Raw genomic sequence first — 22,334 nt, 5'->3', positions numbered from 1 at the left:
GCCCCGCCTCATGGATTCCCTTTCCTGTGCCGCCGCCGGGAACGAGAGAGACCAGGACCGGGATGCGCCTCGAATATTTTGAAATGATCGATCGGGTGGAGACCCTCGACCGCGACGCGAAACGGATCGAGGCAACCTCCACAGTACCGCAGGAAAGCCCCGTCTTCGAGGGCCACTTCCCCGGCCATCCCCTCGTGCCCGGCGTCCTTCTCACCGAGACTATGGCCCAGGCTTCCGGCTATCTCGTGCTCGGCCTCATGGGCTTCACCCACATGCCGTTCCTCATGGCGGTGGACAGGGCGCGCTTCCGCACCTTCGTGGGCCCGGGCACGGTGCTCGCCGTCCAGGCGCAGCTGGAGCACGAAGGCTCGGGCTACGCCGTGACCAAGGCCAAGATCCTGGCCGAGGGCAAGCCGATCTGCGATGCTGAGCTGCGGTTCAGGATCATGCCCTTTCCTGAGGGCATGGACGGTCAGATGCGGGCCCAAGCCAAGCGCATCGGCCTGATACGGGAGATCCAGGATGCGTGACGTCGTCATCACCGGAATCGGCATCGTCTCCTGCGCGGGAGAGGGACTCGACGCGCATCTGGCCGCGCTCTCGGGTGTCCCCAATACGGATGCCGAGACCTTCGCGCCCCATCCTGTCCATCCCGCGACGGCCCTGGAATGGGACCGCCAGATCCCGAAGAAATCCGATCAGCGGCAGATGGAGGCCTGGCAGAGGCTCGGCTGCTATGCCGCAGGCCTGGCGCTCGACTCGGCCGGCGTGAAGGAGGATGCGGAGCTGAAGGGTCGCATGCAGCTCATCGTGTCCGCCGGCGGAGGCGAGCGCGATTACGCGGTCGACGGGCAGATTCTCGCAGGTCTCCGCACGGCCGAGGATCCGGGCGTGTTCCTCAACGAGCGTCTGATGGGCGACCTGCGTCCCACGCTGTTCCTGGCGCAGCTCTCCAACCTGCTCGCGGGCAACATCTCCATCGTGCACGGCGTCACGGGCGGATCGCGCACCTTCATGGGCGAGGAATCGAGCGGGGTGGACGCGATCCGCATCGCCAGGGAGCGCATCGCCTCTGGCCAGGACGACATCTTCCTCGTGGGCGGCGCCTACAACGCCGAGCGTCCCGACGTGCTCCTGATCTACGAGATGGGCGGCTTTCTCTGGAAGAGGCCGTACCAGCCGGTCTGGAGCCGCCCGGCCGACGGCGGCGGCATGATCCTCGGTTCGGCCGCCTGTTTCCTGGTGCTGGAATCCCGCGAACATGCGGCGGCGCGGGGCGCAACGCCGCTGGCGGCTCTCGCGGGCGTCGCCTCCGACCGCTCCCGCCGCCAGTCCGGCAGCGTCGAACAGGCGCTTCATGGGCTCTCGAGAGAGCTCAAGGGAAAGCCCGACGTGGTGATCTCAGGAGCGACCGGCCTGAGGGGCATCACGGAAGAAGAGCAGGCCGCTTTGAGGGACGTCGCTCCGGGGGCTGCGGTTCATGCGACCGGCGACGTCATCGGCCACGCCATGGAAGCGCAGGCGCCCGCCAGCGTGGCGCTCGCGGCCGGCCTCATCGCGAACGGCACGGCATCCGACGCCCTTGTGACCTCGATCGGTCACTGGCGCGGCGAAGGGGCCTTGCGGCTCACCAAGGCTTGAGAGGAGAACGGCATGGCGCTTCGCGACAAACAGGGCCGTCCGCTCGTCGCCGTCACCGGGATGGGCGTGGTCACCTCTCTCGGCCAGGGCAAGGACGACACCTGGGCCGCGCTGACGGCGGGACGGTCGGGCATTCACCGCATCAACCGCTTCCCCACGGAAAGCCTGCGCACCTCGATCGCGGGCACCATCGACTTCATCGATGTGGAGCCTTTCTGCGCGCCGATGCTCTCCGAGCGTCTCGCCGTGCTGGCGGCCGAAGAGGCCGTCGGCCAGTCGGGACTGGCATCGGGCGGTTTTCCGGGCGCGCTCTTCATCGCCGTGCCGCCGGTCGAGATGGAATGGCCGCAGCGGCAGGCGCTCGCCGAGGCTTCCGGCCAGACGGGGGACGTGACCTACAAGGATCTTCTCAAGGCCGCGGCTACGGGCCGCTTCAAGGCCTGGCACGATCTCTTCATCTTCGGCACGGTGGCGGACCGCGTCGCCGACAGGTTCGGCACGAAAGGCTCGCCCATTTCGCTCTCTACCGCCTGCTCCTCGGGCGCGACCGCGATCCAGCTGGGCGTGGAGGCAATCCGGCGCGGCGAGACGGATGCGGCGCTCTGCATCGGCACCGACGGTTCCGTGAACCCGGAATCGCTGATTCGCTTCTCCCTCCTCTCGGCGCTCTCGACGCAGAACGAGAATCCGGAAGGCGCGTCGAAGCCGTTCTCCAAGAACCGTGACGGATTCGTGATGGGGGAGGGCGGCGCCGCGCTCGTTCTCGAAAATGCGGAAGCTGCGATCGCGCGTGGCGCGAAGATCCTCGGCTATGTGCTCGGCTGCGGCGAGAAGGGCGACAATTTCCACCGCACGCGGTCCTCTCCAGACGGTTCTCCGGCCATCGCCGCGATCCGCCAAGCGCTCGACGATGCGAACCTCTCGCCCGGCGAGATCGACTATATCAACGCGCACGGCACCTCGACCCCTGAGAACGACAAGATGGAGGCGATGAGCTGCACCGCCGTGTTCGGCGAGCGCATGGGAAGCCTGCCCATCTCGTCGAACAAGTCCATGATCGGCCACACGCTCACCGCCGCCGGAGCCGTGGAGGCGGTGATGTCGCTGCTCACCATCGCGACCGGCCGCATGCCGCCCACGATCAACTACCAGGTGCCCGATCCCGCGATCCCGCTCGACGTGGTGCCGAATGCCGCACGCGACGGAGACGTGAAATACGTGCTCTCGAATTCCTTCGGCTTCGGCGGCCAGAATACCTGCCTCGTCTTCGGGGCCGAGCCCAAGGGGGCATGAAGCCATGACACGGGTTCTGGTGACAGGCGGCGGAAAAGGTGTCGGTGCAGCCATCGTGCGCTCGCTCGTGGCGGCCGGTCACGACGTGGATTTCACCTATCGTTCCTCGGGAGATGCGGCAAAGGCGCTGGCAGACGAAGCGATGCGGGCGAACCCCGGCCGCGCCGTCAGGGCGCATGAGCTCGACCTCGCCGACAAGGCGGCGCTCGAATCCTTCTGCGAGATGCTGGAAACTGAGAGTTTCTTCGGGTTTGTGCACAATGCGGGCCAACCCTACGACGCGCTCGCCGCCATGATGCAGCAGGACAAGGCTGAAGCCGCCATGCAGGTGAACTTCTGGTCGCTGACGCGTATCGCCAAATCCCTCATGCGCGGCATGTTCCGCGCCAAGGCGGGCCGCATCGTCGCCATGGGCTCGGTGGCGGCGCTCCAGGGGAATCCCGGCAATGCGGCCTATGCCGCTTCCAAGGGGGCGCTGATTTCCTATTGCCGCACGCTGTCCGTCGAGACCGCCAAGCGCAACGTGACCGTCAACGTGATCGCGCCGGGCTTCATCGACACGGACATGATGGCTCCTTACGCAGCCTATCGCGAGACCATGGAAAAGCAGATCCCGGCCGGACGCTTCGCGAAGCCGGAGGAGATCGCGGGCCTCGCCGCGTTTCTCATGAGCGAACCCGCCGCCTACATCACCGGCGCGGTCCTGCCCATCGACGGCGGACTCACCGCGATGCTGGGCGTGCACCGGTAGTGCTCGGATCGTCCTCCCGGCAGCGGCCCGGATCCGGAATCAGGGCCGTTCTTCGCTTCGCATCGCACGCCTAGCCGTCACCCTCCTCTCGTCTCCATTGGCCCTTTGCCCGTGAGGACGGCGAACCGAGGCGCCGAGCCTCGCGGATGGGATGGCCGGGACCGGGCTCGGCCATGGCGGAGGATTGCCATCGCTCTCGGGAACGGCCGGACCTTGCCATTCCGCCGCTCGCGCTTTAAGCCGCGCAAGCAAAGTTTCCCCGTCATGGCCGGGACAAGCCCGGCCATCCACGCTTTTCACGACCCAGAGACGTGGATCCCCGGACCGTGTCCGGGGGTGACGCCGAACAGGATTTGACGCATGCGCTCCCTTCAGCTCTTCGGCGACCGTGACATTCGCATCACCGAGATCGATGCCCCGCCGCCGCCCGCCGCAGGCGAGGTGCAGGTGCGGATCAGGGCCCTCGGGCTGAACTACCTGGATGTCTGGGGCTTTCGCGGCATGGCCTTCGCCAAGCGCAAGATGCCGCAGGCCGTCGGCGTCGAGGCCTCCGGCGAGATCGCGGCGGTCGGCGAGGGCGTCACCCGGTTCAAGACGGGCGATCCGGTCACCATGTACGGTGCGGAGACCTGCGGCCACTGCAAGGCCTGCCGGGAAGGCCGCGACAATCTCTGCGAGAACGTCGCCGGCATCATGGGCTTCCATATCGACGGCTTCGCCCGCGAGCTGATCAACCGCCCCGAACGCCTCGTCATTCCGGTGCCGAAGGGGGTCACCTTCGAGCAGGCGGCCTGCGCTCCCATTGGTTTCGGCACGGTCCAGCACATGCTGTTCGACAACGCGAAACTGGAGGCGGGCGAATCGATCCTGGTGCACGCAGGCGGCTCCGGCATCGGCACGGCAGCGATCAAGATGGCCAAGGCCATCGGCTGCACGGTCTATACGACGGTGGGCGACGACGAGAAGGGCCAAAAGGCGAAGGCGCTGGGCGCCGACTACGTGATCAACTACCGCGAGGAGCGCTTCGAGGGCGAGGTGCGCCGACTCACCAAGCGGAAAGGCGTCGACGTGGTGTTCGAGCATGTGGGCGCGGAGACCTGGAACGGCAGCCTGCTCTGCCTCAAGCGGGGCGGACGCCTTGTAACCTGCGGCTCCACCTCGGGCGTCTCCACCACCATGAACCTGATGCAGCTCTTCCAGCAGCAGTACCGGATCTTCGGCTCCTTCGGCTGCCGGATGGAGAATATCAGTCAGTCCCTGGAGAAGATGGCGGCCGGCATCACCCCGGTCATCGACTCGGTGTTCCCCCTGGACGATTTCCAGAAGGGCCTGGAGCGTCTGGAAGGCCGCAAGGTCTTCGGCAAGGTCATCGTGACCTTCTGACCTCTGGAACGAACCGTTCTTCATCCATAGATCTTGACGAGACGGGCTCCTCGCGAAAAACACGCGGAGCCTTTTTCCTTTCCAAGCTGGATTTCCCCATCGTGCAGCAACCCCACCGCCCCCGCAGCCTTCTCTCGCGCCTCTCGGAGACGGCGATGGTGGGCGTCGTGCGTGGCGTGTTCGCCATCTCGCGTGCCATCGGCCCCGAGCGCTCCGGCGCGGTGGGCGCGGCCCTTGCCCGCACCTTCGGGCCGCTCCTGAAGGCGCACCGCACGGCCTTGTTCAATATCCGGGCCGCTTACCCGGACAAATCCGAGGCCGAGGTGAAGGCCCTGGCGCGCGCCGCCTGGGACAATCTCGGCCGGACGGGCGGGGAATATCCGCATCTGGGCCAGCTCTTCGATTTCGACCCGGACAGCCCCGTGCCGGGCCGCACGGAGGTGGACGGGATCGAGCACTTCCTCAGCCTGCGTGACGACGGCAGGCCGGGCATCGTCTTCTCGGCCCATCTCGCCAATTGGGAGCTGCCCGCCATCTGCGCCGCCCGCTTCGGGCTCGACACCACGGCGGTGTTCCGCGCGCCCAACGACCCGGCCGTTGCCCGGGTGATTCACGAGGTCCGCAGCGAAACCATGGGCAACCTGGAAGCTGCCCGCCAGGGCGCGGCCTTCGCCATGCAGGGAGCGCTGGAGAAGGGCGGGCATCTGGGCATGCTCATCGACCAGCACTTCACCCGGGGCGTGATTGTGAATTTCATGGGCCGTCCGGCCCTGGTGAACCCGATTCTCGGCAAGTTCGCCCGCCGCTTCGACTGTCCGGTCCACGGGGTGCGTGTGATCCGCCTGCCCGGGAACCGCTTCCGGCTTCAGCTCACGCCGCCCCTCGACCTGCCGCGCGATCCCGACGGTCAGATCAACGTTCAGGGCGCGATGCAAGCCATGACCTCGGTGGTGGAGTCCTGGGTCCGGGAATACCCGGAGCAATGGCTCTGGATGCACCGCCGCTGGCGGGTTCCCGCCAAGCCTGAGGCCGATGTTCAAGGTAAAGTGAGTTCCCATTGAGCCGGCCTTGGTGTTTCATGACAGGCATCATGGCATCTCGACTGAAACTCCTGCTGGCGGCCATCGGCTTGGCCGTCCTTCTGCAGCCTGCTTTAGCGGAGCCTCCGCGCGCCGTCGTGGAGCTATTCACCAGTCAGGGCTGCTCGAACTGCCCGCCGGCGGATGCGCTGCTGGTGGAATATTCCCGAAGACCCGACATCGTGGCCCTCTCCTTTCCCGTGAATTACTGGGATTATCTCGGCTGGAAGGACACGCTCGCCCATGCCGAGTTCACGAACCGGCAGAAGGACTATGCCCACGCCCGCAGCGACCGTCAGGTCTTCACGCCGCAGATGATCGTGAACGGAAAGAAGTCCTGCATCGGGTCCGACCGGGCGCAGATCGAAAAAGCGATCCAGATGACCGGGAAGGGCCGCTCGACCCTTCCGGTCGATGTGGCGATCGCCGAGCAGAACGGCACGGTGACCGTCTCCATCACGGAGACGGGGGAGGTCCCGCACCGGAACGCGGAGGTCTGGGTGCTCCCTGTCCTGCGTTCGCAGACCGTGCCCATCGAACGGGGCGAGAACAAGGGTAGAACGGTTACCTACGCCAATGTGGTGCGGGGCCTGAAGCGCATCGGCGAATGGCACGGCGGCCCTGCCCGTTTCGAGTTGCCTGCCGAGACCGCCCGCCGCGGCGGGGACGGCTTTGTGGTGCTTCTGCAGGTGGAGGAAAACGACAGGCCCGGCATGATCCTGGGAGCCGCCAAGAGCCCTGGCCTCTGACCTTAGCTTCTCATCCTTAGAGCAGCACGACCTTGTTCGGCAGCTCGTTCGCGTCCCGTGCTCCCGGCGGCGCATGCTCGGCGAGAATGGCACCGGCCCGACGCACGGCCTGGACGAGCCCGTCGCCCGCCTTTTCCTGGCGGATCGCCTCGATCAGATCCGTGATGATCTCCTGCCACGCGGCAGGGCCTGCGCGATCCGCGATGCCTATATCGGCGATCACTTCGGCATAATGCTCCGCCGCCGCCACATAGATCAGCACGCCGGTTCGCCCCTGCGTGCGCGACAATCCGTGACTTGTGAATTCCCGGACGGCCGCTTCATGCGCCCGCGCCCGCTTGATCGCGCGCGGGATCAACCCCAGATGGGCCGGAGGCCAGGCGAACGCCGCATTCAGGCCGCACGCCGCGATCAGCTGGATCAGGAAGATCCGTGAAGATCCGAGCTCGGTGAACCAGATCAGCGGCCAGGGCACGAGGAGCGCCAGGAAGAGGCCCAGAAGGGCGGGAATCGCCCGATAGGCGCTGGCTTGGCGCGCCACGACAACGACGATCTCGCCCGCGGTGGTCTTCTCGGCCTCGTGGATAGCCTGCGAGATCCGGTACCGATCATGTTCCGATATCATCTACCAGCTCCCCGAGGCTCCGCCGCCGCCCGACGACCCGCCCCCGCCCGAAAAGCCTCCTCCGCCGGACCAGCCGCCGCCTCTCGACCAACCGCTCCCCATAGGAATGATCAAGGGGCCCGAGCCGCGGCGGCGACGGAAGCCCGGCCTGCCGCCCCCGCCGCGCATGGCGCGGAAAACCTGGAAGAGGATGAAAGCGATGATCAGGAAGGTGACGAGGGTGTCGATGCCCGACGTCTCATCCTCGCGCACTGCCGTGTGGCGCTGCCATTCCTCCGCATCGCCGGTCAGGATCGAGAGAATCGCATCGGTGCCTGCATCGATGCCGCCCGCGAAGTCGCCCTGCTGGAATTGCGGGGCGATCGCGGTGGTGATGATGACCTTCGAGAGCGCATCGGTGAGCGCGCCTTCGAGCCCGTAGCCCACCTCGATGCGCACCTTGCGCTCGGCAGGCGCGACGAGGAGCAGCACGCCGTTGTCGTTCTTTTTCTGCCCGAGCTGCCAGGTGCGGAAAAGACGGTTGGCGTAATCCTCGATGCTCGTACCCTCGAGCGAGCGGATGGTGGCCACCACCACTTGGTCGGAGGTCTTGTCCTCGTGGGCCTTGAGCTTCGCCTCGAGGGAGGACCGCTCCTCCGGCTTCAGGAGATTCGCCGCATCGACCACCCGGCCCGTGAGGGCAGGAAAGGACTGAGCGAGGGCTGCGAGCGCGAACAGGACGAGGAGCGCCAGAGGGAGCCCGGCACGGCGCAACAGCACCTGCCCTCCTCCGGAGGAGGAAAAACTGCCCGGGGCTCTCATGAGACTAGAACTTTACCTCGGGCGGCCTCTCGGAGCCGGCCGTGGCCGTGAAGGTCTCCATAGGCTTGGCTTCCGGGTAGACAATGGACGCGATCCAGCGGCCGGGGATGGTGCGCAGCTCCGTGTTGTAGGCCTGCACCGCCGCGATATAGTCGCGGCGCGCCACAGCGATGCGGTTCTCCGTGCCTTCCAGCTGGGATTGCAGGGCCAGGAAGTTGGCGTTCGATTTCAGCTCCGGATAGCGCTCCACCGTCGCAAGCAGGCGGCCGAGGGCGCCGGAGAGCTGGTTCTGCGCCTCCTGGAACTGGCGGAACTTTTCCGGATCCGTCACGGTGGAGGCATCGACCTGCACCTGCGTGGCCCGGGCGCGGGCCTCCGTGACCTGGGTGAGCACCTCGCGCTCCTGCTGGGCGAAGCCCTTCACGGTCTCGACCAGGTTGGGGATCAGGTCGGCCCGGCGCTGATACTGGTTCTGCACCTCGCTCCAGGCGGCCTTGGCCTGTTCCTCGAAGGTCGGCACGTTGTTGATGCCGCAGGCGGAGAGGCCGAGAGCGAGAGCCAGTCCTGTCAGGGCGGCTCTGATTCGTGTCCCCAGGGGCGAAGCCGTCATGTCTGTCCTCTCGCGATCGAAGGTTGCAGAACCGTTGCCGGGTTCAAGAGATGGGTCAAGCATGGCGTTTGTACAAGACGTTTTTCTCTAGCCGAGAAAGGGTGGTTGAGGCATGATCCGGCAGCCTGCGAACGGGGCCTAAGTCCATGACCTTCCTGCCGAACCTGAGCACTCTGCTCGCCTATTCCCTTGCCTGTTTCCTGTTGTTCATCACGCCGGGACCGGACATGAGCCTGTTCCTCGCCAAGACCATGGCTGGCGGGCGCAAGGCCGGCATGGCCTCGATGCTGGGGGCGATGACGGGATGCTGCGTCCACACCCTGCTCGCCGCCCTCGGCCTGTCCGCGCTGCTGGCGGCCTCGGTCACCGCCTTCACGATCCTCAAGATCGTGGGCGCGCTCTATCTGCTGTGGCTCGCGGTGGACGCGGTGCGCCACGGTTCGGCGCTGCACGTGAAGGAGGGGGGGCGCGTCGAGGTCTCGTTTTGGAAGACCTTCTTCATGGGGGTCGGCATCAATCTGACCAACCCGAAGGTGGTGCTGTTCTTCGTGACCTTCCTGCCACAATTCGTCGATGCGGGCGATCCGCACGCCGCCGACAAGCTCCTGTTCCTGGGCCTCTATTTCATCGCGCTCACCACTCCCATGGGCGCCGCGATGATTCTGGCCGCCGAGAGGGTCGTCGCGCTGCTGCGCAATCACCCGAGGGTAATGCGGGGCATCGATTATTCATTCGCGGGCCTCTTCGGCGCCTTCGCGCTCAAGATCCTGACGGCGTCGGCGCGGTAGAGGGTGCAGTTTCGCTGCCTGCCGGAGAGAGCCAGGAGCAGTGCGACAGGATGGGCGATGCCATGGTTGCTCCTACGTTATCACCGGCCTTGGGCCGGTGGTCCGGACAATGTGACGCGCAGCGCTTCTCCTCGTCGGAATGGCCGGGACAGGCCCGGCGATGACACTGTCGGGCACCTGGATCGAGCGCTGCGCTCCGCCTGTGTGGTTCCTGCCCTTTATTCCTTCTCCGCGGAGGGGAGGGACGATGCGGGTGGGGGCGGAGGAGGGGTGCGCCCTCCCGCGTCGCGGCCCGCGATGACCCAGTAGACGAAACCCGCCACCGCGCCGGTGAGGCCGAGGATGGCGCTCACATGGAGCTCGGCAGGGTTGGCGACGCGCGCCGCTCCGCGCAGGATCCACGGCACGGCGGCCGTGAGAACGCCGGTGGCGAGGGCGTACCAGAAGAGGCTTCGCATCTTCAGCGCCTCGCCGGTCACGGCGATCACCAGGGGCGGCAGCACGAGCAGCGTAAACATGATGCGGCCGACGGTGAGCATGGCCTCGGCCACGATGGGGCCGGGGTCGTCGCTGGAAAACACCGCATCCACGAGGTTCCAGAACCCGACGAACAGGGTCTCCCCGGTCAGCGTTGCCATGAGCGGGTCGACCATCGAGGCGATGAAGAAGAACACGCTGCTCATGCCGATGGCGATGAGGAGCGCGAAGGGAACGAGGAGCAGCCAGCGGATCATTCCGCCTCTATAGCATGGCCTTTTCGAGGTGTCCGCCCGGTGGCGATGCGCCGATAGATCCATCCGCAGGTGGGGCCGGACGCCACGAAGATCAGCATCAGGTGGATGTTTTCCCTGAAGCCGGAGGCGTTGAAAAACGTTCTGAAGATCAAGCCGACAACCGAGCCGCTGGGAAGAGATGCCACTGCTGATCGCTTTCAGCATGTCGAGAACACCGGCGCCGATCGACGACAGGATCAGTGTGGGACGGCCAGCGTAAAACAATCCGACTGTGCCCAGGACGATGACATCATTGTAAAGCCGCTCTGTGAAGAAGGATCCGGAACCCAGGGCTCGAAGAGAACGATCCACAACGCCGTCGAAAGGCTCGCGACATAGGGGGCGGCCAAAGTGGCGGCAACGATCCCCTTGATTTGCCGATCCATGCAATTCTCCGAACCAGCCCCTGCCAGCCCGGAGGCGCAACATCACCTTTGAGGAGGGGGCAAACAGCGCCGCTTTCAACGGGGCGCCGTTCCAGCAGCCTCTTACTCCCCGTTCCCCACCGCGTAGACGCCCTCCGCCCCGATGCCCTGTTCGGCCATCATGCGGGCGCGGGCGCGCAGTTTTTCCGTCTCGCTCTTGAGCTGCCCGCAGGCGGCGAGGATGTCACGGCCGCGCGGGGTGCGCACCGGCGAGGCATAGCCCGCGCGGAACACGATCTCGGAGAAGCGCTCGATCCGCTCCCAGTCCGAGCACTCGTATTTCGAGCCGGGCCAGGGATTGAACGGGATCAGGTTGATCTTCGCCGGAATGCCCCTCAAGAGCCGCACGAGCTCGCGCGCGTCGGCGTCCGAATCGTTCACGCCCTTGAGCATGACGTACTCGAAGGTGATGCGGCGGGCGTTCGAGAGACCCGGATAGGCGCGGCAGGCGTCGAGGAGCTGCTTGATGTCGTATTTGCGGTTGATCGGCACCAGCACGTCGCGGAGTTCGTCGCGCACCGCATGGAGCGAGATCGCCAGCATGGTGTTGGCTTCGGCTCCCAGGCGCTCCATCTGCGGCACCACGCCGGAGGTGGAGACCGTGATGCGGCGGCGCGAGAGGCCGAGGCCCTCGTTGTCCGACATCACGCCGATGGCGTCGATCACGTTGTCCGTGTTGTAGAGCGGCTCGCCCATGCCCATGAACACGATGTTGGACACGAAGCGTCCGCCGTCGGTGGGCACGAAGGCGCCTTCCGGCGGCGTGGCGTCGGGCCAGTCGCCGATGGAATCGCGTGCGACGATGAGCTGCGCCACGATCTCCGCCGAGGTCAGGTTGCGCACGAGGCGCTGGGTGCCCGTGTGGCAGAAGGAGCAGGTGAGCGTGCAGCCGACCTGGCTCGACACGCAGAGCGTGCCGCGGTCGACTTCCGGAATGTAGACGCACTCGATCTCCGCGCCCTTGTCGAGGGGGCCGGTGGAGGCCATGCGGATCAGCCACTTGCGGGTGCCGTCCTTCGACACCTGCTCGGAGACCACCTGCGGGCGGGTGAGGGTATAGGCGGCAGCCAGTCTGGCGCGCAGCTCCTTACCCACGTTGGTCATCTCGGAGAAGTCCTTCGCCCCGCGGAGATAGATCCAGTGCCAGAGCTGGGCGACGCGCATCTTCAGCTCGCGCTCGGCCACGCCGATCGCCGCAAGGGAGTCTTTCAGCTGGTCGCGGGTGAGGCCAATGAGCGACGCGCCGCCGGGGGCGGCTCCCGCCGCCACGCTCATCTCGGCCGTCTTTTCGATGGATAAAGCGGTCTGCCCCGCCGCGCGCGCGGCATCGCTCACGGCCAGGGGGGCCGCATTGGGGTTACGCTTGGCGATGTCGAGCGCCGTCGCCATGGGAAATCTCGAGCCTCGTTGTTGGGATTGGACGTGCCCTATAACACGATTGCGCCGAAACCGTGAGCTCCATGAAGCAAAATTCCGGGCGCGAGGCCCGGAAAATGCTCATGCGGCTTGCAATTTGCAAGGGCCGGCGGTGCTCAGACGCCGCATTCCCTGCGGGCCTGCTCCAGGGCCTTGGTGAATCCGCTCAACGAATAGCGGTCCGTCAGGCTCGATCCGCGGGCGGATAGCGTCTTCACCAGCATGGTCTGGCCTCTTGCCATGCTGGTAATGGCCTGGCCTTCCTCGGCGGGGTTCTTCAGCCAGGCATTGGACGCCTTAGTGACGAGGTCGTAGGAGGCGCTGCCGATAGAGGCGGAAGCCGGGCCGTTTTCCTTGGCCGGGAAGCCGAGCACGAGGGCGACCTCGTTCTTGACGTTCTCCGCCGGGCGGAAGGACACGAAGAGATAGGCCGGATCCCGGTTCAGGTTCTTCGGCAGGCGCTCCTGCGGCTGGCTCAAGGCGTAGCAGATTTTCGAGCGGCCGGTCTGGGCCGTATAGACGCCCCAATCGCCGTGGGAACTCACGAGGGATGCGCCGCCCGGGCCGGTCGCTGCCTGGGCAGGCTTGGCGGCGGCCGCAGCGGCTGCCGCCGCTGCCGGCTTGGCAGACGAGGCGGCCCTGTCCCTCGCCGGCTTGGCCTTGGACGAGGTTGCAGCCGCCGTGGGCTTGGCGGCAGGCTTCTGCCCCGTGGACCGCTGAGACTGGGCCAGAGCTGCAGGCCCGGTTCCGATCACGAGGGTAGCGGAAAGGATACCCGCGGCAAGGCCGCGCTGGAGAGATGGCGTAATCATGAGAGCCGACATTACGAGCGGATGGTTAAGAACTCTTCACCATCCCGTAGCTTCGGTTCCTGATCCTTGGCGATGCGTCGAAACGTGGCAGCGTTGCCGGAGGCAAAATAAAAGGCCGCAGATGCGGCCTGGTAAGTTGAAGGTTCTCAAAAGTTTTCTTGTTGCAAAGGGAGGAGTTAAAATGACTTCTGATGAACGGGAAATGGTGTATGCGAAAAATTATAATGTTGCAATAAGTCAATATTCTTTGTTCTGAATCTATTCCAGAGGAGCAGGCCGGCTACCCGGCCTTGGAAACCGCTTCACCTAGGGCTTCCCGCGCCATAGCACGGTGTTCTTCCGTAATGGAACTCGCGACCTGCGAAATGGCCGCAGCCAGCACGGCGGCATCGTCCGCGAAGCCGAGGAGGGGCAGGAGGTCGCTTACCGCATCCAGCGGCAAGACGAAATAGGCGATGGCTCCCAAGAGGATCAGCTTCACGCGGCTCGGCGTCTTGGGATCGGTCGCGCAGTAGAAGGCAGCGACCAGATCCTCGGCGAAGGGAATCCTGCCCGCCACGCGCCTGAGCTTGTCCCAGAACCGGCGCTTCAGGCCCTCCTCGTCGCGGGTGGTCGCGCGCATGGCGTCCATCTCGGCCTTGGTGAAAGGCTTGATGAAAGGCTCGCTCATGCTTTCCTGCTCCTCGTTGGTCTAGGTGTTCGCCTGCGCCGGGATGGCATAGAAGCATCCCCGAAAGAGGAGAAAACCGATGAAGCTCGACAAATTGATGGCAGCGATCGTCACCGGAGGCGCTTCGGGCCTCGGAGAGGCTACCGCGCGCATGCTCGCATCGCGCGGCGTTAAAGTCGCCATCTTCGATATGAACGCGGAGCGCGGCGAGGCGGTTGCCCGCGACATGGGCGCCCTGTTCTGCCAGGTGGACGTCACGGACGAGGCCTCCATCGACACGGGACTGGTGAAGGCGCGCGAAAAGCACGGCGCCGAGCGCATTCTCGTCAATTGCGCAGGGATCGCGCCGGGCCGCCGGACCGTCACGAAGAAGCGCGAGACGGGCGAGCTGATTCCCCACGACCTCGCCAGCTTCCGAAGGACAGTGGAGATCAACCTTATCGGCACCTATGCGATGATCTCGAAAAGCGCCGCCGCCATGGCGGCCCTCGAACCCGTCACGCCGGATGGCGGGCGCGGCGTGATCGTCAACACCTCCTCGGTGGCGGCGCAGGACGGCCAGATCGGGCAATCCGCTTATTCCGCCTCCAAAGGAGGCGTGCTGGCCCTCACCCTGCCGGTGGCGCGCGACCTGTCAGGCTTCGGCATCCGCGTGATGACGATCATGCCGGGCCTGTTCCACACGCCGCTTTTCGAGGGGATCGCGGAGGATTACCGAAAGGCGCTGGAGGCCAACGTGCCGTTCCCGTCGCGCCTCGGACGGTCCGAGGAATACGCGCAGCTCGTCGAAAGCATCATCGCCAACGACATGCTCAACGGCGAGGCGATCCGCCTCGACGGCGCGCTGCGCATGCAGCCGAAGTAACCTCATGAGGTCACCTCACCCCGGTTCTCGGGATAGCCGGTCAGATCCGGGGTGCAGAGCCACGACTCGCGACGCTTGGTCCAGGTTTCGTAGGTGGGCTTGAAAAGATCCGTGTCGTCGAAGGCGCCGAGCATGAGCTCGATCTCGGCGCCACCGTCTCGGTAAAACACCTGTGAGCCGCATCGCGGGCAGAAATGACACCAGCCTCCGGGAGCGGCCTCCCAGCTCCGGCTCTCGCCCGAGACCGTCACCCGGTCGGCGGAAAAGACCGCGAAGGCGTTGAACGCGCTGCCGCTCGTCTTGCGGCAGGTCATGCAATGGCACAGTCCTACGCGCCTGGGTGCTCCATGCACCTGAAACGTCAGCTGGCCGCAGGCGCATCCGCCCGTAAGAACATTCTGGTTCTCCATGGCTTTCAAGCCCTCGTCAGTCCGGCCGCGAGCTGGTCCATGCGCTGCGCAAGCTCGACATCGCGGCGCGTGAGGCCGCTGGCGTCATGGGTGGAGAGCGTCACGTCCACCTTGTTGTAGACGTTGAACCATTCCGGGTGATGGTTCATGGGCTCGGCCACCAGCGCCACGCGGGTCATCCAGCCGAAGGCGGCGTTGAAATCGTCGAATACGAAGCGCTTGTGGATGGCGTCCCGGCCCTCCACGAGAGTCCAGCCGTCGAGGGCGGGAAGAAGCTCTTGGCGTTCGGAATCGGTCAGTCGGGGCATGGGCTGCGTCATCTCCGGGATAGCCCGATTAGTGATGAGGCGCTCGGGCGATGTTTCAAGTCCCGGAACCAGCCAGGATCACTCCTGAGGGAAGACGGCCTCTTCGATGCTCAGCCAGTCCTGCCGGAGAGAAAAGCTCTCGCGATCCATCACGAAGAAGCAGCCGCCGCCCGGATGCTGCGGCCGGCTTTCCCGGCCGATCTCGACGCCTTGCAGGTGCGCCATGAGCAGGCAGCCGACGCCGCCATGGGACACCACGAGGGTATCGCGGGTCTCCTCCGCCGCGATCCGGCTCACGGCCTTCACGATGCGTGCCTGCGCGTCGATGGCACGCTCCCAGCCGCGGATGCTCTCGTGCGGACGGCCGAAGAAATCGTTCACGACCTCCCAGAATTCCGGTGGCGCGATATAGCCGGTGGCCGAGCGGTCGTTCTCGCCCAGATCCTCATGGACGCGACAGGGCAGGCCGAAGCGCTCCGTGACGATGGCGGCTCCGTCCATGGCCTTCCTTTCGGCGCTGGCGTGGATGGAGGAGAGGGGAACCCGTGAGAGCGCATCGGCGAAACGCTCCATGCGCCTGCGCCCCGTGTCGTTCAGGGGCCATCGCGGAATGGGCACGAGCGGATCGATCACCACCTCGGGGTGGGTGAGGAAAATCAGTGAGGCCATGGTTCACTGACCTAGCCGCCTCGAGTCCGGCCGTCGAGTCAGCCCAACGGATAGGCCGCTTCGATCACGTAGGGCCCGCCTCCCACGGAGGCGCGCGAGGAATAGAGTACGAAGCGGTCGAAGGTGAAGGTGAGCTTCGCGAAGTGGCCCCGGGCAGCCATGTAATCCGCCACGTCGATGGGAGAGACGTTCTTCAGCCGCGCCAGCGTCACGTGGGGGATGAATTTGCGCGTCTCCGGAGCCAGGCCGATCTGGCGCATCATACGCTCCTGCTCGGCCTGGAGATCGGCGAGTTCACCGTTGCCTGTCGCGCGGGCGAAGACCGCCCGGGGCTTGCCGCCTCCGAAGGTGTCGAGCCCCTCGATAGTGACGGTGATGGGCTCCCGCCAGCGGGAATCGCCGAGGATCGAGCACACGTCGTCCGCCATGCGCTCGTCGATGTCGCCGATGAAGCGCAGGGTGATGTGATAATTTTCGGGATCGATCCAGCGCGCGCCGGGCAGCCCGCCGCGATACGCCGAAAGGGCGAGGCCGATCTCAGGGGGAATCTCGATGCCGGTGAAAAGACGTGGCATGCGGCACCTCCCGAGCTTTGCTCATGCTTGACGATACAGACGATGGACGGCCGGCTTTGTTCCTGCCGTGCGAGCCCGTCGTCAATCTCCGGCCTCGTGCCGGTAATCCCGACTCGTGGAGCGTCGCACCTTTCCTCATCGGGATGGCGGTCCCCGGACTTGATCCGGGGACCGCCATGACGAGGAAGATGTCCTTACGGGCAGGGGTTACAATGCTCCACGTGGATGGCGTCGATGCGCTTCTCCAGCTCCGGCGTGATGGTCACCTCGATCGATGCGATGTCCGTTTTCAGCTGCGCCATCGATGTCGCGCCGATGATGTTGGAGGTCACGAAGGACCGCGAATTGACGAAGGCCAGCGCCATCTGGGCCGGATCGAGGCCGAATTCCCGCGCCAGGGCGATGTATTTGCGGATCGCCGCTTCCGCCGTCGCGTTCTCGTAGCGCTGGCCGCGATTGAAGAGCGTGCTGCGCGCGCCCGCCGGACGCGCCCCGTCGAGATACTTGCCCGTCAGATAGCCTTGGGCCAGCGGCGAATAGGCGAGAAGGCTCACCTGCTCACGGGTGCTCACCTCGGCCAGCGCCACCTCGTAGGTGCGGTTGAGCAGGTTGTAGGCGTTCTGAACGGACTGCACCCGCGCCAGTCCCTTGATCTCCGCATGCCTGAGATAGGTCATGGTGCCCCAGGCGCTCTCGTTGGAGAGGCCGAAATGGCGGATCTTTCCGGCCTTCACCAGATCCGTCATGATCTCCACCGTCTCGGCGATGGGATGCGAATCGCCTTCCATGTGTCTGTAGACGGTGGGATTCGCGCCCCAGGGCATCGGCCGGTCGGGCCAGTGGATCTGGTAGAGGTCGATATAGTCCGTCTGAAGCCGCTTGAGGCTCTTGTTCACGGCCTCCTCGATCTGCCGGCGTGAGAGCTCGGCCGGAGAGCCGTCGTCGCGGAACCAGGTGTTCTCGGAGCGGCCCACCACCTTGGAGGCTAGGATCACCTTGTCGCGGGTGCCTCGCGACTTGAACCAGGAGCCGATGATCCGCTCCGTGGAGCCCTGCGTCTCCGCGCGCGGGGGAATGGAATAGAGTTCGGCGGTGTCGAAGAAGTTGATGCCCTGGTCGAGGGCATAATCCATCTGCTCATGGCCTTCGGCCTCGGTGTTCTGCTGGCCCCAGGTCATGGTGCCGAGGCAGATCAGGCTGACGTCGAGGTCGGTGCGGCCAAGCCGGCGATATTGCATCTTCAAGGCTCCTCGCGGCGATCGCGCGCCGCGGTTCAGTATGGGATTTTCAGAAAGGCGCCGAAAGGGATCAGCGCTGCGTCAGGCGTGTAAGAAAGGTCTCGACGCTGGGCAGGATGCGCTCGACGATGGTCTCCACTCCCTTCGCCGTCGGGTGGAGGCCGTCGGGCAGGTTGAGGGACCGCTCGCCGGCAACCCCGTCGAGAAAGAAGGGATAGAGCACAAGGTCGTGCTTCTTCGCAATGTCGGAATAGATGGTATCGAACTTCTCGATGTAATCCGCGCCCAGGTTTCGCGAGGCGTACATGCCGGCGAGCATCACGGGGATGTTCCTGGCTTTGAGGCGCTCCACGATGGTCTCGATGTTCCTGCGCGTGAGGGTGGGATCGAGGCCGCGCAGCATGTCGTTGGCACCGAGCTCCACGATCACCCCGTCCGTTCCGTCGGGCACGGACCAGTCGAGCCGGTCGAGCCCCCCCGAGGAGGTGTCGCCCGAGACGCCCGCATTGGCGATCTCGACGCGATAGCCCTTGGCCCTGAGGGCGCGCTCCAGCACAGCCGGGAAGGCGGCCTCCTGCGGCAGCCCGTAGCCTGCGGTCAGGCTGTCCCCGAGGGCGACGAGGCGCAAGGCCTCCTCCTGCGCCAGAGGTGCGGAGGCGGGGGCAATCATGGCGGCAACAGCCGCCGCACACGCAAAAATGATCGTCATGAACGGGCCGGATTGGCGCTTCATCGATAGGCTTCCCATCTATGCCGGACTAAACAGCGACTTTCGGACAAGTCTCCAACAGATCGGGTGAACGGGCATGAAGGACAAGGCCATCGCGCTGCACGATGTCGATTTGAGCCTCGGGCGCGGGGCCGCGCGGGTGCACATCCTCAAGGGAATCTCGCTTGCCGTGGACAGGGGCGAGGCGATCGGCCTCGTGGGACCCTCCGGCTCCGGAAAATCCACTCTGCTCATGACCATGGCGGGCCTCGAGCGCCCGGATTCGGGCCAGGTGATCGTTGACGGCACCGATCTGTCGGGCCTCGACGAGGACGCGCTAGCCCGCTTTCGCGGGCGGCGCATCGGCATCGTGTTCCAGTCCTTTCATCTCGTGCCGACCATGACAGCGCTGGAAAATGTGGCGCTGCCCCTGGAGCTGGCGGGCGAGGACGACGCCTTCGAGCGGGCCGAGGCCGAACTGACGGCCGTGGGGCTCGGCCATCGCCTGCATCACTATCCAGCCCAGCTCTCGGGGGGCGAGCAGCAGCGCGTGGCGATCGCCCGCGCCATCGTGCCGAACCCCGCGATCCTCGTGGCGGACGAGCCCACCGGCAATCTCGACGAGACCACAGGGCAATCCATCGTCGACCTGCTCTTCGCCCTCAAGCGCGACCGCGGTGCAACCCTGGTGCTCGTGACACACGATCTCAATCTCGCCCGCCTCTGCGACCGCATGGTGCGCCTGCGTTCGGGTCAGGTCGAGGCCGATGCGGCCCCGGCCGTGGCATAAGGAAGGAATCTCATGCACGGGACACTCTCCACCCCGCAGCGACGGCACGCTCCGGTTTCGCGCCTGCCGCTCCTCCTGCGGCTGGCCTTGCGCGAGCTACGCGCAGGCCTGAAGGGCTTCGGCATCTTTCTCGCCTGCATCGCCCTCGGGGTGGCGGCGATCGCGAGCGTGTCCTCCCTGTCGCGCGCGCTGACCGAGGGCATCTCCCGCGAAGGTCGCAGGATCCTCGGCGGCGACATGGCCTTCTCGCTCATCCAGCGGGAGGCGAGTGGACCCGAGCGGGCCTTTCTGGAATCCAAGGGGCAGGTGAACGTCATCGCTTCCCTGCGCGCCATGGCGGTCGCGGGGGAGAAGGGCTCCGGCCTCGTGGAGATGAAGGCGGTCGATTCCGGCTATCCCACGATCGGCGCGCTCGAAACCGACCCGCAGCTCGCGCCCGCCGATCTCTTTGCCGAGCGCGACGGCGCCTTCGGCGCGGCCGTCGATCAGGCGCTCCTGGCGCGGCTCGACCTGAAGGTGGGCGACCGCGTGACGGTGGGTGGCGCGAATGTGGAACTGCGCGCGCGCCTCGTGAGCGAGCCAGACCAGATCGCCGACGGCATCGGCTTCGGCCCGCGCCTGATGATCTCCCGGGAGGCGTTGCAGGCGACTGGCCTCATCCAGCCCGGAAGTCTGGTCCGCTGGACCTATCGGCTCGTCCTGCCGCCGGCCCTGTCCAACGAGGAGGGCATGACGCGCGTTGAGGCAGAGGCGAGCCGGGTGCTCCCGGAGGCGGGGTGGAGAATCCGCACCCGGCTCAATGCGGATCCGCGCTTTGCCAGGAACATCGAGCGGTTCACCCAGTTTCTCACTCTCGTCGGTCTCACCGCGCTGCTGGTGGGCGGCGTCGGCGTCGCCAACGCGGTGCGCGGCTTCGTCGATCGCAAGCGCGCCTCCATCGCGACGCTCAAAAGCCTCGGCGCACCGGGCGGGCAGGTGGTAATGCTCTACCTCACGCAGGTGATGCTGATTGCGGCCGTCGCCATTGCCATCGGCCTGGCCGTCGGCGCGGTTCTTCCGTTTGTCGTGACAGGACTCTTCGGCCATCTCCTGCCCATCCCGATCCAGCCGGTAATCGCGTTTCAGGAACTCGGCGTCGCGCTTCTCTACGGCGTGCTCACGGCGCTCGTCTTCGCCATAGCCCCTCTCGGCCGCGCCCATGACGTGCCGGTGTCGGGCCTGTTCCGAGACCAGATCGATCCGGAGCGGCGGTGGCCGCGCCGTCGCTATCTCGCGGCGCTGGGCCTCTCCGTCGTCGCACTCGTGGGGCTGGCGGTGATCGCGGCCTATGACCGGCGCATCGCGCTCATGTTCGTGGGAGCGGCGGCAGGCTCCTTCCTGCTCCTGCGCCTCGTGGCGCTGGGGCTGATGGCGCTCGCCCGCCGATTGCCGCGCCCCCGGCGCACGGCCCCGCGCCTCGCGCTCGCCAATATCCACCGGCCCGGAGCGCTCACGCCCTCGCTGGTGCTGTCGCTGGGCTTGGGGATCACGCTTCTCGTGACGCTCTCGCTCATCGATTCCAACCTGACGAGGCAATTGACCCAGAGCCTGCCGGCGCAGGCGCCGAGCTTCTTCTTCCTCGACATTCCCAACCAGCAGGCGGATGCGTTCGAAGGCTTCCTGAAGAGCCAGGCAGGCGAAGCGGATATCGAACGCGTGCCGATGATGCGCGGGCGCCTCGTCACCTTGGGCGGACGTCCCGTCTCCGAGGTCAAGGCTCCCGAGGACATCTCCTGGGTGCTCGAAGGGGATCGCGGCATCACCTATTCCAAGACGCCGCCCGAAGGCTCGAAGCTGGTCCAGGGAGAATGGTGGCCGGAGGATTACCGGGGCAAGCCGCTCGTCTCATTCGAGAGCAAGATCGCGGAGGGCCTGGGGCTCGGGCTCGGCGACGAGATCACCGTCAACGTGCTCGGTCGCAACGTGACGGCCACCATCGCCAATCTGCGCGAGGTGGAATGGCGCTCGCTCGGCATCAATTTCGTCATGGTGTTCTCGCCCAACACCTTCGCCGGCGCCCCCCACACGCATCTGGCCACAGTCACCTTCCCGAACGGGTCCGATGCGGCGACCGACGCCAGCATCCTGAGAAGTTCCGCACAGGCCTATCCGATGGTGACGAGCGTGCGCGTAAAGGATGCCCTGGAGGCCGTGAACGACGTGGTCTCCCAGCTCGTGACGGCGATCCGCGGGGCAAGCTCGATCGCTCTCGTCGCAAGCCTCCTGGTGCTCGCAGGCGCGCTCGCCGCGGGCCATCGCGCCCGCCTCTACGATGCGGTGGTGCTGAAGACATTGGGGGCGACCCGCGCGCGGCTGCTCTCGGCCTATGCGCTCGAATACGGGCTGCTCGGCCTCGCCACGGCGCTCTTCGGGCTCATGGCCGGCGGGGTCGCTTCCTATTTCATCATCACCCGCCTTATGAATTTAAGCTTTAGCCTAGATCTGTCGGGTGCTCTCCTGGCCTCGGTCTTGGCCGTTCTGGTGACCGTTGGTCTCGGCCTGATGGGGACCTGGCGGATCTTGAGTCAAAAGCCGGCGCAATACTTGAGAAATCTTTAACGCCGCGCCGTGGTGGCGGCGTTATGGAGAAGGGGGCGCCATTTTCGAGGAGCAGCGGCTACTCCGCTCCTCGAAATTCTTTTCACGAAAAGTTGAAGCTTGACCCATTCTCTTGCGTATTGGCGAAGGCCCCATCATATTTCGGGTGTCGCCGGGAATCGCGGCGGCCGAGGGCTGACTTCCCAGCCTTTCGAGGGAACATCGACGGGACACCGTGAGAAAGGACTCCGATGCAACCGTATGAGCAAAACCAAACCGCCTATGGCACCGGCTTTGCCCGGACGGCGGCACAGGTCGACCAGGGCCTGCGCGCCTTCATGCTCGGCGTCTACAACAACATGGTCCTGGGTCTGGCG

25 protein-coding genes and 1 pseudogene are annotated in these 22,334 nt (G+C 65.8%); 13 read left to right on the top strand and 13 right to left on the bottom strand.

The genetic code is table 11. The annotated features are described in order from the left end of the window. The first annotated feature begins 62 nt into the window (after window positions 1–62). From GR328_RS18510 to GR328_RS18480, 7 genes are all read left to right on the top strand, one after another. Window positions 63–530: a 3-hydroxyacyl-ACP dehydratase FabZ family protein gene (locus GR328_RS18510; RefSeq protein ID WP_160886403.1), complete on the top strand. Its 468-nt coding sequence runs from the start codon at window positions 63–65 to the stop codon at window positions 528–530. Next, window positions 523–1,641, top strand: coding sequence for a beta-ketoacyl-ACP synthase (locus tag GR328_RS18505; RefSeq protein ID WP_160886401.1), 1,119 nt, complete (start codon window positions 523–525; stop codon window positions 1,639–1,641). Before GR328_RS18510 ends, GR328_RS18505 begins: the two co-directional genes overlap by 8 nt. A 12-nt stretch (window positions 1,642–1,653) precedes the next feature. Continuing rightward, complete coding sequence (locus GR328_RS18500; protein WP_160886399.1) at window positions 1,654–2,934, top strand: beta-ketoacyl-ACP synthase; 1,281 nt, start codon at window positions 1,654–1,656, stop codon at window positions 2,932–2,934. A 4-nt stretch (window positions 2,935–2,938) separates the two neighbouring features. After that, window positions 2,939–3,685 carry an SDR family oxidoreductase gene (locus GR328_RS18495; protein WP_160886397.1) on the top strand — a complete coding sequence of 249 codons (747 nt, stop codon included), beginning with the start codon at window positions 2,939–2,941 and terminating at the stop codon, window positions 3,683–3,685. A 360-nt stretch (window positions 3,686–4,045) separates the two neighbouring features. Further along, window positions 4,046–5,068: a zinc-binding dehydrogenase gene (locus GR328_RS18490; RefSeq protein WP_160886395.1), complete on the top strand. Its 1,023-nt coding sequence runs from the start codon at window positions 4,046–4,048 to the stop codon at window positions 5,066–5,068. A gap of 101 nt (window positions 5,069–5,169) precedes the next feature. Next, complete coding sequence (locus GR328_RS18485; protein ID WP_343039424.1) at window positions 5,170–6,129, top strand: lipid A biosynthesis lauroyl acyltransferase; 960 nt, start codon at window positions 5,170–5,172, stop codon at window positions 6,127–6,129. 29 nt (window positions 6,130–6,158) lie between these two features. After that, window positions 6,159–6,896 carry a DUF1223 domain-containing protein gene (locus GR328_RS18480; protein WP_246215958.1) on the top strand — a complete coding sequence of 246 codons (738 nt, stop codon included), beginning with the start codon at window positions 6,159–6,161 and terminating at the stop codon, window positions 6,894–6,896. A gap of 16 nt (window positions 6,897–6,912) precedes the next feature. On the opposite strand, the gene GR328_RS18475 is transcribed toward GR328_RS18480, so the two are convergent. From GR328_RS18475 to GR328_RS18465, 3 genes are read right to left on the bottom strand one after another with little or no spacing between them, the layout of a single operon-like run. After that, window positions 6,913–7,521, bottom strand: coding sequence for a TPM domain-containing protein (locus GR328_RS18475; protein ID WP_160886391.1), 609 nt, complete (start codon window positions 7,519–7,521; stop codon window positions 6,913–6,915). Then, window positions 7,522–8,322: a TPM domain-containing protein gene (locus GR328_RS18470; protein WP_160886389.1), complete on the bottom strand. Its 801-nt coding sequence runs from the start codon at window positions 8,320–8,322 to the stop codon at window positions 7,522–7,524. Between the two features lie 4 nt (window positions 8,323–8,326). After that, the gene (locus GR328_RS18465; protein WP_160886387.1) at window positions 8,327–8,932 is read right to left on the bottom strand and encodes a LemA family protein; all 606 of its coding nucleotides are present in this window, start codon (window positions 8,930–8,932) and stop codon (window positions 8,327–8,329) included. A 146-nt stretch (window positions 8,933–9,078) separates the two neighbouring features. On the opposite strand from GR328_RS18465, the gene GR328_RS18460 reads away from it, so the two are divergent. Beyond that, window positions 9,079–9,720 (top strand): LysE family translocator, encoded by a 642-nt coding sequence (locus tag GR328_RS18460; RefSeq protein ID WP_160886385.1) that lies wholly within the window; start codon window positions 9,079–9,081, stop codon window positions 9,718–9,720. A 218-nt stretch (window positions 9,721–9,938) separates the two neighbouring features. Here the strand turns inward: GR328_RS18460 and GR328_RS18455 are convergent, their stop codons facing one another. After that, entirely contained in the window at window positions 9,939–10,454 is a 516-nt protein-coding gene (locus GR328_RS18455) for a hypothetical protein (RefSeq protein ID WP_160886383.1), read from the bottom strand. A 105-nt stretch (window positions 10,455–10,559) separates the two neighbouring features. On the opposite strand from GR328_RS18455, the gene GR328_RS18450 reads away from it, so the two are divergent. Continuing rightward, window positions 10,560–10,832, top strand: a complete 273-nt coding sequence (locus GR328_RS18450) for a hypothetical protein (protein ID WP_160886381.1) — start codon at window positions 10,560–10,562, stop codon at window positions 10,830–10,832. A 149-nt stretch (window positions 10,833–10,981) separates the two neighbouring features. Here GR328_RS18450 and rlmN read toward each other — a convergent pair whose 3' ends face one another. From rlmN to GR328_RS18435, 3 genes are all read right to left on the bottom strand, one after another. Next, complete coding sequence (rlmN, locus tag GR328_RS18445; RefSeq protein ID WP_246215964.1) at window positions 10,982–12,193, bottom strand: dual-specificity RNA methyltransferase RlmN; 1,212 nt, start codon at window positions 12,191–12,193, stop codon at window positions 10,982–10,984. A gap of 257 nt (window positions 12,194–12,450) precedes the next feature. Then, a complete protein-coding gene (locus GR328_RS18440; protein WP_205790118.1) occupies window positions 12,451–13,146 on the bottom strand; it encodes an invasion associated locus B family protein in 696 nt (231 codons plus the stop codon). Window positions 13,147–13,426: 280 nt separating this feature from the next. Continuing rightward, window positions 13,427–13,777, bottom strand: coding sequence for a YkvA family protein (locus GR328_RS18435; protein WP_246215963.1), 351 nt, complete (start codon window positions 13,775–13,777; stop codon window positions 13,427–13,429). A gap of 118 nt (window positions 13,778–13,895) precedes the next feature. Between GR328_RS18435 and GR328_RS18430 the strand changes: the two genes are divergently transcribed. Further along, window positions 13,896–14,681, top strand: a complete 786-nt coding sequence (locus tag GR328_RS18430; RefSeq protein ID WP_160886377.1) for an SDR family NAD(P)-dependent oxidoreductase — start codon at window positions 13,896–13,898, stop codon at window positions 14,679–14,681. Between the two features lie 2 nt (window positions 14,682–14,683). Here GR328_RS18430 and GR328_RS18425 read toward each other — a convergent pair whose 3' ends face one another. From GR328_RS18425 to GR328_RS18400, 6 genes are all read right to left on the bottom strand, one after another. Continuing rightward, window positions 14,684–15,091 carry a GFA family protein gene (locus GR328_RS18425; protein WP_160886375.1) on the bottom strand — a complete coding sequence of 136 codons (408 nt, stop codon included), beginning with the start codon at window positions 15,089–15,091 and terminating at the stop codon, window positions 14,684–14,686. A 5-nt stretch (window positions 15,092–15,096) separates the two neighbouring features. Further along, window positions 15,097–15,411, bottom strand: a complete 315-nt coding sequence (locus GR328_RS18420) for a 4a-hydroxytetrahydrobiopterin dehydratase (protein WP_160886373.1) — start codon at window positions 15,409–15,411, stop codon at window positions 15,097–15,099. Window positions 15,412–15,477: 66 nt separating this feature from the next. Further along, window positions 15,478–16,068, bottom strand: coding sequence for a histidine phosphatase family protein (locus tag GR328_RS18415; protein ID WP_160886371.1), 591 nt, complete (start codon window positions 16,066–16,068; stop codon window positions 15,478–15,480). 38 nt (window positions 16,069–16,106) lie between these two features. Beyond that, complete coding sequence (gene thpR / locus GR328_RS18410) at window positions 16,107–16,643, bottom strand: RNA 2',3'-cyclic phosphodiesterase (RefSeq protein WP_160886369.1); 537 nt, start codon at window positions 16,641–16,643, stop codon at window positions 16,107–16,109. Between the two features lie 194 nt (window positions 16,644–16,837). Then, window positions 16,838–17,881 carry an aldo/keto reductase gene (locus tag GR328_RS18405; protein ID WP_160886350.1) on the bottom strand — a complete coding sequence of 348 codons (1,044 nt, stop codon included), beginning with the start codon at window positions 17,879–17,881 and terminating at the stop codon, window positions 16,838–16,840. Between the two features lie 70 nt (window positions 17,882–17,951). Further along, complete coding sequence (locus GR328_RS18400; protein ID WP_160886348.1) at window positions 17,952–18,614, bottom strand: arylesterase; 663 nt, start codon at window positions 18,612–18,614, stop codon at window positions 17,952–17,954. Window positions 18,615–18,687: 73 nt separating this feature from the next. Between GR328_RS18400 and GR328_RS18395 the strand changes: the two genes are divergently transcribed. The 3 genes and pseudogenes from GR328_RS18395 to GR328_RS27520 all read left to right on the top strand — a co-directional run. Further along, window positions 18,688–19,380, top strand: coding sequence for an ABC transporter ATP-binding protein (locus GR328_RS18395; protein WP_160886346.1), 693 nt, complete (start codon window positions 18,688–18,690; stop codon window positions 19,378–19,380). A 12-nt stretch (window positions 19,381–19,392) separates the two neighbouring features. Further along, a complete protein-coding gene (locus GR328_RS18390) occupies window positions 19,393–21,978 on the top strand; it encodes an ABC transporter permease (RefSeq protein WP_160886344.1) in 2,586 nt (861 codons plus the stop codon). A 230-nt stretch (window positions 21,979–22,208) separates the two neighbouring features. Then, a pseudogene (locus GR328_RS27520) lies at window positions 22,209–22,334 on the top strand (BAX inhibitor (BI)-1/YccA family protein); the annotation flags it as partial.

This window comes from Microvirga makkahensis (assembly GCF_009830105.1).
Classification (GTDB): domain Bacteria; phylum Pseudomonadota; class Alphaproteobacteria; order Rhizobiales; family Beijerinckiaceae; genus Microvirga; species Microvirga makkahensis.
This window is presented reverse-complemented; position numbering and strand designations above follow the sequence as displayed.